The 13943-nt window shown below is 41.8% G+C and carries 14 protein-coding genes; 9 read left to right on the top strand and 5 right to left on the bottom strand.

What is annotated here, in order from left to right:
• Window positions 1–51: 51 nt before the first annotated feature.
• On the bottom strand, window positions 52–813 hold the full coding sequence (gene rpsB / locus H8Z77_RS02460) for a 30S ribosomal protein S2 (RefSeq protein WP_069988511.1): 762 nt from the start codon (window positions 811–813) through the stop codon (window positions 52–54).
• 356 nt (window positions 814–1169) lie between these two features.
• Between rpsB and sigG the strand changes: the two genes are divergently transcribed.
• Complete coding sequence (gene sigG, locus H8Z77_RS02455) at window positions 1170–1946, top strand: RNA polymerase sporulation sigma factor SigG (protein ID WP_069988510.1); 777 nt, start codon at window positions 1170–1172, stop codon at window positions 1944–1946.
• A gap of 4 nt (window positions 1947–1950) precedes the next feature.
• On the opposite strand, the gene H8Z77_RS02450 is transcribed toward sigG, so the two are convergent.
• The gene (locus tag H8Z77_RS02450) at window positions 1951–2292 is read right to left on the bottom strand and encodes an arsenate reductase family protein (protein ID WP_186996068.1); all 342 of its coding nucleotides are present in this window, start codon (window positions 2290–2292) and stop codon (window positions 1951–1953) included.
• Window positions 2293–2571: 279 nt separating this feature from the next.
• Between H8Z77_RS02450 and H8Z77_RS02445 the strand changes: the two genes are divergently transcribed.
• Both H8Z77_RS02445 and H8Z77_RS02440 read left to right on the top strand, forming a co-directional pair.
• A complete protein-coding gene (locus H8Z77_RS02445) occupies window positions 2572–2964 on the top strand; it encodes an Rcat domain-containing protein (RefSeq protein WP_186996067.1) in 393 nt (130 codons plus the stop codon).
• Between the two features lie 223 nt (window positions 2965–3187).
• Window positions 3188–3829 carry an MBL fold metallo-hydrolase gene (locus H8Z77_RS02440; RefSeq protein ID WP_186996066.1) on the top strand — a complete coding sequence of 214 codons (642 nt, stop codon included), beginning with the start codon at window positions 3188–3190 and terminating at the stop codon, window positions 3827–3829.
• Window positions 3830–4407: 578 nt separating this feature from the next.
• Here H8Z77_RS02440 and H8Z77_RS02435 read toward each other — a convergent pair.
• From H8Z77_RS02435 to glyA, 3 genes are read right to left on the bottom strand one after another with little or no spacing between them, the layout of a single operon-like run.
• A complete protein-coding gene (locus H8Z77_RS02435; RefSeq protein WP_069988506.1) occupies window positions 4408–4767 on the bottom strand; it encodes a hypothetical protein in 360 nt (119 codons plus the stop codon).
• 3 nt (window positions 4768–4770) lie between these two features.
• Entirely contained in the window at window positions 4771–6033 is a 1263-nt protein-coding gene (locus H8Z77_RS02430) for a replication-associated recombination protein A (protein ID WP_069988505.1), read from the bottom strand.
• A gap of 25 nt (window positions 6034–6058) precedes the next feature.
• Window positions 6059–7315, bottom strand: coding sequence for a serine hydroxymethyltransferase (glyA, locus tag H8Z77_RS02425; protein WP_069988504.1), 1257 nt, complete (start codon window positions 7313–7315; stop codon window positions 6059–6061).
• Between the two features lie 158 nt (window positions 7316–7473).
• Between glyA and H8Z77_RS02420 the strand changes: the two genes are divergently transcribed.
• The 6 genes from H8Z77_RS02420 to H8Z77_RS02395 all read left to right on the top strand — a co-directional run bounded on the left by H8Z77_RS02420 (window position 7474) and on the right by H8Z77_RS02395 (window position 13611).
• Window positions 7474–9405: an aconitate hydratase gene (locus H8Z77_RS02420; RefSeq protein ID WP_069988503.1), complete on the top strand. Its 1932-nt coding sequence runs from the start codon at window positions 7474–7476 to the stop codon at window positions 9403–9405.
• Window positions 9406–9778: 373 nt separating this feature from the next.
• The gene (locus H8Z77_RS02415) at window positions 9779–10123 is read left to right on the top strand and encodes a phenylpyruvate tautomerase MIF-related protein (RefSeq protein WP_069988502.1); all 345 of its coding nucleotides are present in this window, start codon (window positions 9779–9781) and stop codon (window positions 10121–10123) included.
• 362 nt (window positions 10124–10485) lie between these two features.
• Window positions 10486–11205: a glycosyltransferase family 2 protein gene (locus H8Z77_RS02410; RefSeq protein ID WP_069988501.1), complete on the top strand. Its 720-nt coding sequence runs from the start codon at window positions 10486–10488 to the stop codon at window positions 11203–11205.
• Window positions 11206–11208: 3 nt separating this feature from the next.
• A complete protein-coding gene (locus H8Z77_RS02405) occupies window positions 11209–11616 on the top strand; it encodes a DUF2304 domain-containing protein (protein ID WP_186996065.1) in 408 nt (135 codons plus the stop codon).
• Window positions 11617–11628: 12 nt separating this feature from the next.
• A complete protein-coding gene (locus tag H8Z77_RS02400; protein ID WP_186996064.1) occupies window positions 11629–13236 on the top strand; it encodes a DUF2142 domain-containing protein in 1608 nt (535 codons plus the stop codon).
• 21 nt (window positions 13237–13257) lie between these two features.
• Window positions 13258–13611, top strand: a complete 354-nt coding sequence (locus H8Z77_RS02395) for a DMT family transporter (protein WP_069988499.1) — start codon at window positions 13258–13260, stop codon at window positions 13609–13611.
• Window positions 13612–13943: the final 332 nt, after the last annotated feature.

Raw genomic sequence — 13943 nt, 5'->3', positions numbered from 1 at the left:
TTTCATTTCCTCCTAATTGATAAAATACAGTACTTGTTATTTTATAGAAAATTATTCTGCTTCGGTAGCTTCTGCTTCTGCAGTTTCTGCTTCCGCTGCTTCTACAGCTTCTGCGTCAACAGCTTCTGCAGCACCCTGTTTTGCTTCTAATACAGCATTTGCCATAACGCTGGAGATCAGTTTTACAGCACGGATTGCGTCATCGTTACCTGGAATTACGTAATCAATTTCATCTGGGTCACAGTTGGTGTCAACAATCGCAACAACTGGGATGCCCAATTTTTTTGCTTCTGCTACAGCGATTTTTTCTTTGCGTGGGTCTACTACAAACAGAGCGCCAGGCAATTTTTTCATATTTTTAATACCGCCCAGGAATTTTTCCAGTTTTTCAATTTCCAGGTTCAGTTTTGTTACTTCTTTTTTAGGCAACAGGTCAAATGTGCCATCTTCTTCCATTTTGCGCAGTTGAGCCAAACGGTCAATTCTGGTGCGGATGGTTTTAAAGTTGGTCATCATACCACCCAGCCATCTTGCGTTTACAAAGTGCATGCCGCAACGTTCTGCTTCTTCTTTTACGGATTCAGCAGCCTGTTTTTTGGTACCAACAAACAGGATTTCTTCGCCGTTTGCAGCAACTTCGTTGATGAAGTTATAAGCTTCTTCCAATTTTTTTACTGTTTTCTGCAAGTCAATGATATAGATACCATTTCTTTCAGTAAAGATGTAACGAGCCATTTTAGGGTTCCATCTTCTTGTTTGGTGGCCAAAGTGCACACCTGCTTCAAGTAGTTGTTTCATAGATACTACTGCCATTTTTCATTACCTCCATTTTTGGTTATTCATTCCGCCATTGCTTGTTAACAAAATACTTTGCGACTGTAGTTACAGCACCGTGCCAGTATCCAAGCAATGTGTGTATTACGCATTTTTGCGCAATTTCTTATATATTCTACCACAATCAAAATAAAATTGCAAGTATTTCTTTTTTGTTTTTGCTTCCTTATTGTATAAGTTCACTTTACCCTCATATTATCCATATTTTGTAAACAAGAACAAACTTGTCCGCCAATCCCCGATTATGTTCGGTAAGTTTTACCATCCATAAAATTGAATTTATTTTTTCCCTTTGTCAATACTGAAAACATCAAATGTGAGATGGGTGAGAAACGATGTATGTAAATAAAGTAGAAATTTGTGGAATTAATACTTCCTCTTTAAAGGTACTAAAAGAAAAAGAGAAAATGGAACTACTACAACAGATGAAACGGGGAGAAAACCCAAAGCTTGCCCGGGAAAAGTTGATTAATGGCAACCTAAAACTGGTATTGAGTGTGATACAGCGGTTCACCAACCGAGGGGAAAACCTGGACGACCTATTCCAGGTAGGGTGCATTGGGCTAATGAAAGCCATCGACCATTTTAATACAGATTTAGATGTAAAATTTTCTACCTATGCAGTACCCATGATTATTGGGGAAATCCGCCGGTATCTCCGGGATTACAACGCCATCCGGGTCAGCCGTTCCCTGAAAGATACCGCCTACAAAGCTATGCAGGCAAAGGAAGCACTAACCGCCCGGAATTCCACCGAGCCAACCATCGAGGAAATTGCCAAGGAAATGGGGGCAAAACGGGAGGATGTGGTGTTGGCATTAGAGGCGATTGTGGACCCGGTTTCCCTCTACGAGCCAGTTTATTCTGACGGTGGAGATACCATCTATGTGATGGACCAGATTGGGGACCAGTCGGACGACTCCAACTGGCTGGATGAAATCTCGATTAAAGAATCCATCCAAAAACTAAATGACCGGGAAAAGAAAATCCTCTCCCTCCGTTTTTTCAACGGAAAGACTCAGGTGGAAGTGGCGGACGAAATCGGAATTTCCCAGGCACAGGTTTCACGGCTGGAAAAAAGCGCGCTGGATAAAATCAAAAACAACCTGTAGTCAGCTATTCCCAGGTTTTCCAGATATCGGGGCAGTATCCTACGGTTGCCTGTTTGCCGTTGCAGACAATTGGTGTGCGGAACATTCCTGGATTCTCCAGCAGCCGTTCTTCCTTATCGCTCTCATATGCCTGATACGCCATAAAACAACGCTCATATTCTTTGGAATTTGGGTCAATCAAAGCGTCCAAACTGCCTATAGCCTGTCTCACCCTGCGGTATTCCCCTTTGCTCATACCGATTTTCGGCAGGTCAATCAGCTGATATCGGATGTTCCTTTCCTTAAAATACCGCTCCGCTTTTTTCGTATCAAAACATTTCTTCTTTCCAAATATTTGAATATTCATGATTTCCTCCTGGTCTGAGTTTCTTTTTCATGCACTGAAGTGTGCCAAATGGAATTAGAACCATCCTTTTTCCTGTTTGATTTAGCCATCATGAGCGCACAGAAAAATGCTGTTTGTTTTCATATATTCTTCCAAATATTATGTTTATTGTATCATTTTCCGTGAGATTGCTCAACCTCCTTCACAATTTTTTCTTTTTTCCAGGCTATTCTTGTTAATATGTTCATGCTAAAATAAATTTGTTCAATAGATTATAGATCGTAAATTGAGGGATGAACTATGGATTGGTTGAAACGTTTTTTATCAGGAAGATATGGAACCGATCAATTGAATATCGCCTTAATCGGGGTGTCTATTACGGCTTCCTTCCTGGTTTCTTTTTTCCGGAATCCTATTTTAACGCTGGTGATGAACCTTCCTATTTTAGTGGCGCTATGGCGGATGCTTTCCCGCAACATAACAAAACGTCAGCGTGAAAACGAGCGTTTTTTACAATGGGGGGCAGATTTGTGGGCAAAACACCAAATTAGAAAGCAACACAAAAAGGATCGCCAACTTTATTTCTATATGGAATGTCCAAATTGCAAACAAAAATTGCGTTTACCCAGGGGCAAAGGAAAAATCCACTGCACCTGTCCAAAATGCAAAGCAGAATTTGACCGCAAGACCTGAGAAACAAGATATCTCTCCTATATAAAAAAGCTATTTGCAATTTTGGGCAAATAGCTTTTTGCTTTTTCTGGAATATTATAACACCCAGCAGTGGAGAAAAAGGGATTCCCCTACCATAACAAAACAAGCGAAAACAAACGCTTTTTGATGGTAACACCGATTCTAAGCGAGGATATCCCATTCCTTTTACAGTAATTTTGACCAATAAGAAAGAAGGATCTTTATGAAAGTATATGAGATAAAATCGGGCAATACCAACTGTTACCTAATCCAAATGTTCCGGTCGGGGAAATGGGTGCTCATCGACGCCGGAACAGCGGACGATAAAAAATTCCTGGAAAAAATACAGCAGGTAACCCCTCTAGAACAGATCAGCCTGCTGGTTTTAACCCACGGGCATTATGACCATGTGGGATATGCCGCGGAACTGCAACAAAATTATGGGGTGAAAATTCTGATGCACGCTGATGACCAGAAGTTGGTGGAAAATGGGAAAATGGATTTTCCACCAGCTAACAACAAAATAGGCAAACTAATCCGATGGTATCACCTGCGGAAACGGAGCAAAAAAATATATCCCCCATTCCATCCAGATATCGTCATCAACCAACAAACCAAGTTAGAGGAGTTCCCTGAATTGGAATTTCTTCCGTTACCTGGACACACCATGGGCTCCATTGGGGTGGTTTATGGGGAAATTCTGTTTGCAGGGGATTTGATGATGAACTTGTTTTCCCCATCCCCGTCCTGGTTCGCGGAAGATTTTGAATTGTTGGCCCAATCCATGGATACAGTCAAAAACCGGAAACTCTCCATGATCTACCCTGGCCACGGGAAACGCTTCCCTCTCAGGGCACTTCTTTAACGCTTTGATGGTAGAGCAAAACTTTTATATTATGCTTCTCCTGATAAAACGGGAAGTTTCCATGAAAATCAAAACCACGAGTAAACGGGTAGCTTGCTCGATTTCGTCTTTTGGAAAGAGCGCTAAAACCTACCGCTGGTAAACCAGTTGCTGGCTGTACTTTGTTTACTACCTCTTATTTTGGATTCTCCTGTAAAATTTTAAAACCCTTAGTTGAAATACGAACAAACCTTGTTTCTAATTGGGGTAGCAATCTTCTCAACCCAGTTTTTTATCCCCTCTGGCTCTACCAAAGGGATTATACTGAAATCAATCTTGCTGATGCTGGCTTAACCTTTTGAGGATCAAACCATATCATCATATCACACGCACCGTCACCCATAAACGGGTCAAAAATAGTACTTTTTTAACTTTTTCGTATTGCTTTGCCTTTTTTGGCTTGCATAAAGCTTGCTGTTATTATTATTGCTCCATCTTTTTCCCCGGTAAAATCAGGGGATTTTTTCCACATTAAAAAACCGGCGCATCTGGAACTGCGTCGGTTTTTCTGTTTTTTTCACTTTATATACCCAACGGTTTTATTTCACCAATAGGGTAAGGGTATCGTAAATAAAAATAAGGGAGATAATTCCAATAAACGCACCATTTACAATCAGGTAAGCGAGTTTTAGCTTTTTCTGTTTAATCGAAATACACCGCAATCCCAACAGGATGCAGGAAATCATCAAACCAATAATAATCGCCACTAAAATAACATCAATCCGTTCCACCTGTTTTAAGGTAGCGATAGGACGAGAGAGGGCAAATCCGAACAAGTAGGCCAGTGGCATAATCAACAAAACCCCGGTGGATTTGGCGTAATCATACCGTTTTTCCCGCAGGAAAACACCGGATATCACAGCGATTAAAATAATGATAATAATGGCTTCTGTTACCATGGGTTAGTCCCCTTTCTTGATATGTTCCCAGTATTGTTTCGCAGCCTGTTCGGTTTTGTTGGGACCATACTCATAGTATACAGTACCAACCAAATCGTCTGGCATATACTGCTGTGGAAGATAGTGGTGGGGATAATCATGAGGATAATGGTAGTTCTGCCCTTTTATCTCATTTCCCTCCCCATCGTAGTGCATATTCTGCAAACACCTAGGGAAGGTCCCCCCTTTTCCTGCCCGAACATCTGCCATGGCACGGTTGATGCCCATATAAGAACTATTGGATTTAGGAGCAGTTGCTAGCAACACCACCGCTTCCGCTAAAGGGATTCTGGCCTCCGGCAGCCCCAACTGGACCGCAGCGTCCACACACGCCTTTACAATGGCAATCGCCTGGGGATATGCCATCCCAATATCTTCTGAGGCTACTACCAGAAGCCGCCTACAGGGAGAAAGCAGGTCGCCCGCTTCCAGCAGCCTTGCCAAATAATGGAGCGCCGCATTTTCATCGCTGCCCCGGATGGACTTTTGCAGGGCGGAAAGCAAATCATAATGCTCATCCCCTGCCCTGTCGTACCGCATGGCACTTTTCTGGGTCAGCTCCTTGGCAAGTTCCAGGCTAACGGTTTTTTTGCCGTCTTTCAAGTCAGCAGTGAGCACACAGATTTCCACCGTATTTAAGGCTTTCCGGACATCCCCGCCACAACCACGGGAAATATGTTCCGCCACACCAGGCTCCAGTTCCAGCTCCACCTGCTGTTCCTCCGCAAGGAGATGGAACCCCCGCATCACAGCGGGCTCCATCTCCTCAGGGGAAATTGGCTTAAACTCAAACACAGTGGAACGGCTTAAAATCGCGTTGTAAATATAAAAATAGGGGTTCTCCGTTGTGGAGGCAATCAGGGTAATCCGGCCGTTCTCGATATATTCCAACAGGCTTTGCTGCTGCTTTTTGTTCAGGTATTGGATCTCGTCCAGATACAGGATAATCCCGTTCTGCCCCATGATGGTATCCAATTCCTCCACCACCTGCTTGATGTCTGCCAAAGAGGCGGTGGTCCCGTTGAGTTTATGCAGGCGTTTGCCAGCGTTTTCTGCAATCATACGGGCTACTGTGGTTTTCCCCACCCCAGAAGGCCCATAAAAAATCATGTTGGGAATCTGGTTGGAAGTAATAATCTTCCGCAGCGGGCGGCCTTCCCCTAGTAAATGGGTCTGCCCTACTACCTGGTCAATGGAAGTGGGGCGGATTTTATCAGCCAACGGCATAATGATATTCTCCTATTATAATTGATTATTCATATAATGGGTATTTATTACAGATTTCTGTTACCATGTTGCGGACTTTTTCTTGGTTTGCCTCAAAGTCGCTTGCAACCAGGTAGATACATTCCGCAATCACATCCATATCCGCTTCGTTTAAGCCCCTGGTGGTAACCGCTGGGGTACCAATGCGGATACCGCTGGTTACAAATGGGCTTTGTGGGTCGTCTGGAATGGCATTTTTGTTTACAGTAATATAAACTGCATCCAGGTTGTGTTCCAGTTCTTTCCCGGTAATATTGAATTTTCTTAAATCAACCAGCATCAAGTGGTTGTCTGTTCCGTTGGAAACCAGGTCAAAACCACGTTTTACCAGACCTTCTGCCAACGCTGCCGCGTTTTTCTTTACTTGTTCCTGATAAGCACGGAATTCTGGTTTTAAGGCTTCTCCAAAGCAAACGGCTTTTGCTGCGATGGTGTGCATCAATGGGCCGCCCTGTGTACCTGGGAAGATGGCTTTATCAATTTTCTTTGCCAGTTCCTCATCGTTGGTTAAAATTAAGCCGCCACGTGGTCCACGGAGGGTTTTATGGGTAGTGGTAGTAACCACATCCGCGTATGGCACTGGGGACTGATGCAGCCCTGCCGCAACCAAACCGGCAATATGAGCCATATCCACCATAAAGTATGCCCCAATTTCTTTGGCAATTTCACCGATTTTCGCAAAATCAATTTCCCGTGGGTAAGCGCTGGCACCGGCAACAATCAATTTTGGTTTGTGTTCCAAAGCCATTTCCCGCACTTTATCATAGTCAATTCTACCTGTGTTGACATCCAAACCATAGGAAACAAAGTTGAAGTATTTTCCGGAAAGGTTTACTGGAGAACCATGGGTTAAATGTCCACCATGAGCTAGGCTCATTCCCATTACGGTATCCCCTGGCTGCAACAGTGCAAAGTATACAGCGGTATTTGCCTGGGCGCCGGAATGTGCCTGTACATTGGCAAACTTCGCGCCAAACAGGGTTTTTGCACGGTCTCTCGCGATATTTTCCACAATGTCCACCGCTTCACATCCACCGTAGTAGCGTTTTGCTGGGTAGCCTTCCGCGTATTTATTGGTTAACACAGAACCCATTGCCGCCATTACTGCTGGCGATACAATATTTTCGCTGGCAATCAGCTCCAGGTTCCTGCGCTGGCGTTTTAATTCCTGTTCCATTGCCTGCCCAACCTCTGGGTCAGCCTCCGTTACAAACCCAATGGTATCCATCATATTTTCGTACATTGGTAACACTTCCTTCTTTACATGTAATAATAATTTAAGAACAGGTTTATTATACAACAAAATACACTGGTTGACAAGCCAATCTATCCCGATGTTTATTTGACATTTGCCCTACATTGTTATAAAATATAATTAAATTATAAGTAGGAGGAATTCTCATGGGATACACAATAGCCGAGAAAATTATTAAAGCACATCTTGTTAACGGCGAAATGGTAAAAGGTACCCAGATTGGTCTAAAAATTGACCAGACCTTAACCCAGGACGCAACCGGCACAATGGCTTACCTGCAACTGGAAGCTTTGGGCGTTGACCAAGTAAAAACAGAGCGCAGTGTCGCTTATATTGACCATAACACATTACAGTCCGGTTTTATGAATGCGGACGACCACAAATATATTGGAACCGTTGCGAAAAAGCATGGTATTTATTTCTCCCGTCCTGGCAACGGCATCTGCCACCAGGTACATCTGGAACGCTTCGGCAAACCAGGCAAAACTTTAATTGGTTCTGACAGCCATACCCCAACCTGCGGCGGTATTGGTATGTTCGCCTGCGGCGCCGGCGGTTTTGACGTAGCAGTTGCCATGGCAGGGGGCGCTTACCATATCAATATGCCAAAAATGGTACGTATCAACCTGGTTGGCCAGTTAAAACCTTGGGTTTCCGCCAAAGATATCATCTTAAAAGTGCTGCAAATGCTCACTGTAAAAGGCGGCGTTGGCAAGGTAATCGAATATGGCGGAGAAGGTGTAAAACACCTGTCTGTTCCAGAACGTGCTACCATCACTAACATGGGTGCTGAATTGGGCGCGACTACTTCTATCTTCCCATCCGACGAAACCACAAAAGCTTTCTTAAAAGCACAAGGCCGTGAAGAGGACTGGGTAGAATTAAAAGCGGATGACGACGCAGAATACGACGAAGTATACGAAATCAAACTGGACGAACTGGTACCAATGGTTGCTTGTCCACATAGCCCTGACAACGTAAAAACCGTTGCGGAAGAAGGCCAAATTAAAATTGACCAGGTATGTATTGGTTCCTGTACCAACTCTTCTTTAACAGATATGATGAAAGTCGCAGCCATCTTAAAAGGCAAAAAAGTACATCCAGATGTTAGCCTGGCAATCGCTCCAGGTTCCAAACAGGTTCTGACTATGATGGCGCAAATGGGTATTTTAACCGATTTAATCGACGCTGGCGCCCGTATCTTGGAAAGTGCTTGCGGTCCATGTATTGGTATGGGGCAATCCCCAAAATCCGCCGGTGTATCCCTGCGGACATTCAACCGTAACTTCCTGGGCAGAAGCGGGACAGCGGACGCTCAAGTTTATCTGTTAAGCCCAGAAACAGCGGCTTATTCCGCACTGAAAGGCTACCTGGCTGACCCAACCGAATTGGGCGACATGCCAAACTTCCAGGTTCCAGAACACTTCATTATCAACGACAATATGATTGAACTGCCAGCCGCTCCAGAAGAAGCTGACAACGTGGAAGTAGTAAAAGGGCCAAACATCAAACCATTCCCAGTGGCTTCCCCATTGGAACAGACCATCAAAGCTCCAGCAGTATTAAAGGTAGAGGACAACATTACCACCGACCACATTATGCCTGCTGGTTCCAAAATCCTGCCATACCGTTCCAACATCCCATACCTGTCCCAGTTCTGCTTTGAAGTATGCGACCCTGCATTCCCAGAACGGGCAAAACATGCTGGAAGCGGTATCATCGTAGGCGGCTCCAACTATGGTCAAGGTTCCTCCCGTGAACACGCTGCCCTAGTTCCATTGTACTTGGGCATTAAAGCAGTTGTTACCAAGAGCTTTGCCCGTATCCATGAGGCAAACCTGATTAATACCGGTATCCTGCCACTGACATTCGCAGACCCAGCCGATTACGACAAAATCGAACAAGGGGATATCCTGGAATTGCCAAACATCAAAGACGCTATCGCAAACGGCACACCAATCACTTTGGTGGACAAAACAAAAGGCATTTCCATCCCTGTCAACTGCAACCTGGACGGCAGAAACAGAGAAATCATCCTGGATGGCGGTTTGTTAAACTATTTAAGATCAAAAATGTAATTGTTACATATTATACAAAACAGCTTGGAATGAACGTTTCAAGCTGTTTTGCGTTAGTGAAAAATATCTACCGCGGAGAACTACAAGACGAATCAATTGAGTGATGATCAAAAGCTCTTAATTGGAAAATCAATAAGGCGTTGTAGCAACTGACGGGCAGTACAGCATTTGCCAGTATCCTCTTCAGGACATTACGTTTCCCTGCTTCGCCAGTAATATGGCTTTGTGTTCTCCTATTTGAAAATATAGGGTAGATAGTTACAACAAGAATAATGGGGTTTTCCTAGATGTTCCAAAACGTCCTTACGATTTTGATTAGTATATATCCCCATTAAAAAGACAAAATAATGACACAGAATTGAGGAGGTTCTTTATGCCATATATCCACACAAAAGTAAGCAATGAAATTTCACCCGAACAGGAAAAAAGTTTAAAAACACAGCTAGGCGAAGCGATTTCCCTGCTGCCTGGAAAGTCGGAACAGTGGCTGATGCTGGATTTTGAACAGCAGTGCCATATGTATTTCCAAGGCAATCAAAATAACCCTTGCGCTATGGTGGAAGTGAAGGTGTTTGGCGGCTTCACTGGGGAGCAGTATGAAGCACTAACCGAAAAAATTAGCCAGATTTTCCATCAGGTGCTTGGTATCCAGCCATCCCGCATTTATGTTACCTACTCTGAATTTGAGCATTGGGGCTGGAACGGGTCTAATTTTTAAACTAGTTTTTTCCCATTGGTTTTCCAATGGGACTTTTTGTTTATAAATCACAAAAAACGGCAATGATATAAAATAGTGTTCATCAAAAATCAGAACCAACTTTACTATGGAGTATTTCAGCATCTTATCCTAAAAATCGAATGGTTTCTATAATAGTGGATTGTTTGATTTCATTTATATACCCTACCATTACAACACAAAAATAACATCATTTATTTCTCCTATTTTCGACAAAAACGAAAAAATTATCCGGCTTTTTGGTAAATTTTCTTGTGTATTGGTAGAATTTATGGTATAATTTTTTAGTTGTAATCAATTTGTTACTATTATCGTTCCAAAGACATCAATAAAAGGAGGATATTATGAAGAAGCTTCGTATTTTGGTGATTATTCCTGCTTATAACGAACAGGAAAGCATCCAAAACACAGTGGAAAACCTAAAACAAGCCTGTAGTACCATGGAACATCAAGTGGATTATGTGGTAATCAACGATGGCTCCAAAGATAATACACTTAATATATTAAAACAAAACCATTTTTCATTTATTGACTTGCCTGTGAACCTGGGGATTGGCGGCGGAATGCAAACAGGATATTTGTACGCCTACCAAAACAATTATGACATTGCCATCCAACTAGATGGAGATGGCCAGCATGACCCACATTATATCCAAAAATTAATTCAACCTTTGGTGAATGGACAAGCTGACATGGCAATTGGTTCCCGCTATATTGAAAAAACAGGATTCCAGTCCACTGGGATGCGTCAATTGGGGATTAAAATCATCAGCACCAGCTTAAAAATCCTCTGCCGCTCCAAAGTATTGGATGTAACCAGCGGATTCCGTGCCTGCAATAAAAAATTAATCCACTTTTTTGTGGACCATTATGCCCAGGATTATCCGGAACCAGAAGCGATTATCTCTGTCATCCGCAATGGGTATAAAATTGAAGAAGTGCCTGTGGTAATGAACGAACGCCAAGGAGGAACCTCCTCTATTTCCGGCTTTAAGTCTATTTACTATATGTGCAAAGTAGAACTGGCGTTGCTCATCCAGGCAATCCGTAAAAAGGGGGAATAAAAAATGTCACTTGCATTACAAATCGTGTTATTGGTTTTGGTTGTCATTTTTCTGCTTGCCATTATTCACCTATTACGGAAAGGAAAACTCTCTTTAAAATACTCTTTAATCTGGATTTTCTCCAGCATTATCCTGTTAATTATGATTATCTTCCCGCAACTTTCCATTCAGGTATCCAAATGGATTGGTGTGGAAGTCCCTTCTAACTTTATCTTTATGCTGGAAGGTATTTTTGTTCTAGTTATTTTAATTTCACTCACCTTGATTGTGTCCAACCAGACAAGCCGTTTAACCCGCTTAACCCAAGCTGTCGCCATTTTGGAGCGCCGCATCCGGGACTTAGAAGAAAAAAACGCTGGTTCTGAGCAAAAAAAAGAACAGGATGATCCTAATCATTTAGAATCACACTAAAGGAGATTTGAGATGTTAAAAGAAAAACAAAACCTTGGGTCTACCATCCTCCGTTTTATCCAAAAAAATCTGATGTGGTTAGGCGCAATCTTTTTTGTATTTGTAATTGCTTTTTATGTTCGGCAAACAATTACCTCAACAACCCCTCTACGGCATAACATTGAAATTGCTTTTTTCATTTACCTTATCCTTAGCTTTATCGCAATTTGTGTTTGTATTCAAAAAACCAAAAAACTGCATATTCTCTTTTTGGTTTTTGCGATTATTCTAAGCATTGGTTACTTGATTGTCATTCCTTTAGGAATGGTTCCAGATGAGTTTGCCCATTATCTCCGTAGTTTTGAGATCGCACAAGGGGACTTTCTCACGCCAGTGTTAGGGGAAGGAACGGCTGGAAATTATTTTCCAAATCATATTCTAGGATATAACCAAACCAATGTTACCTATCAAGAAGCTTTTTCCCATTGGGGGGAACAGTTGGATTACGGCAATATGGTAACCTATACTGCATATTCTGGTGCTGCCCTTTACTCCCCTCTATGTTATATTGCAAGTAGCCTTGGAATCTTTATCTCCCACCTGTTTACCGATAATGCCATGGTTGTTTTTTATGCTGCCCGTATCTTTAACTGTATTATGGGGATTGCCTTAATTTATTTTGCGATTAAAATCATCCCATATGCGAAATTTGCAGTATTTACTATTGGGTTAATGCCGATGTTTTTACATCAATCCATTTCTGCTTCCGCTGACGTGATGACAAATGCCATGGCTATTTTCTGTGTTGCTTTTGTGTTATGGTTAGCACAAAAAGAAAAAGTTAAAAAATGGCATCTTGCTGTTTTTGCAGTTTCCCTCATCCTACTTACCATGTGTAAAGTTATCTATATCTTGTTTATTTTATTGGCGCTAATAATCCCAAACAACCGGTTCCAATCCAAAAAAGGCACTGTGCTGTATAAAGTTTTATTGATGTTTGGTGCCATTTTCATCAATTTGATCTGGTTAGGAATCACCACACGTTATTTTGGAACAACAAACGAAGGTGTGGATATTGCTGGACAAATCTCATTTGTATTAACCCATCCATTCAACTATATTGGAACTCTGCTCAGGACAATTCTTGATGATTTTCCAAGTTATCTTTCCAATTTAACAGGTTCTTCTATGGGATGGCTAATCGTTCCAACCAGTTTCTGGGGATATGGCGTTTACCAGTTTATTTTGATCATTGCGCTATTTGTAGTGTGCAATAATAAAAAGATAGCCACATTCCATAAATTTATCTTCGCAGCGATTTTCTTTGGCACAGGATTATTAACCTTATCCGCATTATACGCCCAATGGAATCCAGTTGCAAGCTTAACAATCGCTGGTGTACAAGGCCGTTATTTTATTCCTATTGTGTTGTGCCTTGCTTGCTTTGCACCGCAAGTACGTATGTGGATCAAACAAAAATTACCTGCGACAGGATCTTCTTCTGTTGAGGAATCCCCTTTAACAGAACAGAATTCTGAAGTAATACCATACGAACAAACAAAGCCATGGGGGTTGTATTTATTAATTATGTTCTGTAATTGTATGACCTTAATTGACTTAATCAACCATTATGCTGGATAACAAAAAAATGGGGGAATTAAAATGCAATATATTATCGCTGCGCTTTATATTTTACTATCTTGTTCTGGACTGGTCCTATTCAAACTAGGGAGCCAAACAGGAATTAGCCTGGGGGTATCATCCGGGATTTTCAGCTTTAAAATCAGCTTAATTTCGATTTTTGGAATGTTATGTTATATCTCCAGCTTTCTGATCTACCTGGTTTTGGTATCCAAATTTGATTTGAGCAAGATTTATCCAATTACTACTGGTATTATCTTTATTGGCGTTATGGTGGCCTCTGTGCTATTCCTGCATGAATCTGTCAGCTGGGTTCAGATTTTAGCAAGTGGGCTCATCCTCATTGGTGTCGTATTGCTCAGTTTAAAACGCTAACGGATACAAGATAAAAGGAAACCCTTTTTCTACCTATTTAGTGAGGATTTTCTCGTTAAAGGTGTTTTAACACTAATAATTATTTTAAAATGAATAAAAAACAGGCTAGAAAAAAATCTAGCCTGTTTTTTCTTATTTACTTAGAGTACCATGAACTTTAGTTTTGAGTGGAAAGCACTACAACTAAGAATACATTTTTGTTATAGATGTAACCACCAGTAAACAAAAATTTCCGTATATCTTACCATTTTTTAAACCTCCGAGTAAGGTCGCTCAGCATTAACCTGTGTACACAAAATAAAACTCATTCCATAAATCAAAAGTTTTATCAA

This window comes from Clostridium facile, from assembly GCF_014297275.1.
GTDB lineage: Bacteria > Bacillota > Clostridia > Oscillospirales > Ruminococcaceae > Massilioclostridium > Massilioclostridium facile.
The sequence above is the reverse complement of the archived record's forward strand: the minus strand, read 5'-3'. Positions and strand labels throughout refer to the sequence as shown.

Coding starts and splice junctions, on each gene's coding strand:
- H8Z77_RS02410 (WP_069988501.1), top strand. CDS start 10,486: ATGAAGAAGCTTCGTATTTTGGTGATTATTCCTGCTTATAACGAACAG.
- H8Z77_RS02420 (WP_069988503.1), top strand. CDS start 7,474: ATGGGATACACAATAGCCGAGAAAATTATTAAAGCACATCTTGTTAAC.
- H8Z77_RS02435 (WP_069988506.1), bottom strand. CDS start 4,767: ATGGTAACAGAAGCCATTATTATCATTATTTTAATCGCTGTGATATCC.
- rpsB (WP_069988511.1), bottom strand. CDS start 813: ATGGCAGTAGTATCTATGAAACAACTACTTGAAGCAGGTGTGCACTTT.
- H8Z77_RS02450 (WP_186996068.1), bottom strand. CDS start 2,292: ATGAATATTCAAATATTTGGAAAGAAGAAATGTTTTGATACGAAAAAA.
- H8Z77_RS02395 (WP_069988499.1), top strand. CDS start 13,258: ATGCAATATATTATCGCTGCGCTTTATATTTTACTATCTTGTTCTGGA.
- H8Z77_RS02415 (WP_069988502.1), top strand. CDS start 9,779: ATGCCATATATCCACACAAAAGTAAGCAATGAAATTTCACCCGAACAG.
- glyA (WP_069988504.1), bottom strand. CDS start 7,315: ATGTACGAAAATATGATGGATACCATTGGGTTTGTAACGGAGGCTGAC.
- H8Z77_RS02445 (WP_186996067.1), top strand. CDS start 2,572: ATGGATTGGTTGAAACGTTTTTTATCAGGAAGATATGGAACCGATCAA.
- H8Z77_RS02440 (WP_186996066.1), top strand. CDS start 3,188: ATGAAAGTATATGAGATAAAATCGGGCAATACCAACTGTTACCTAATC.
- H8Z77_RS02400 (WP_186996064.1), top strand. CDS start 11,629: ATGTTAAAAGAAAAACAAAACCTTGGGTCTACCATCCTCCGTTTTATC.
- H8Z77_RS02430 (WP_069988505.1), bottom strand. CDS start 6,033: ATGCCGTTGGCTGATAAAATCCGCCCCACTTCCATTGACCAGGTAGTA.
- H8Z77_RS02405 (WP_186996065.1), top strand. CDS start 11,209: ATGTCACTTGCATTACAAATCGTGTTATTGGTTTTGGTTGTCATTTTT.
- sigG (WP_069988510.1), top strand. CDS start 1,170: ATGTATGTAAATAAAGTAGAAATTTGTGGAATTAATACTTCCTCTTTA.